This is a genomic window from Methylobacterium mesophilicum (assembly GCF_022179445.1).
GTDB classification, from domain to species: domain Bacteria; phylum Pseudomonadota; class Alphaproteobacteria; order Rhizobiales; family Beijerinckiaceae; genus Methylobacterium; species Methylobacterium mesophilicum.
In genome coordinates, this window is sequence record NZ_BPQU01000217.1 from 1 (window position 1) to 204 (window position 204).

General features: G+C 66.2%; 1 protein-coding gene. It reads right to left on the reverse strand.

Annotated elements, in window-relative coordinates:
* Positions 1 to 204, reverse strand: a 204-nt coding sequence (locus tag MFF40_RS28755; RefSeq protein WP_238263236.1) for a hypothetical protein, incomplete at both ends; no start/stop codon positions are given.

Consider the following 204-nt stretch of genomic DNA (forward strand, 5'->3'; position numbering starts at 1 on the left):
AGCCCGGCATCGCGAAGACCGTCACGAACAACGTGGCCATGACGAAAGTGATTGCAACCGAGCCCCAGTCGGATGGGAAGACTAACTCGGCGAAGATTGGGGGTGAAGGCTCGACCAGCGCGGCGGACGCTCCCGCCAGCATCAAGACGGTTATCGCCGCCGCCACGGCGGCGAGGTAGCCGCCGAGCACCCGCACGACCGGGT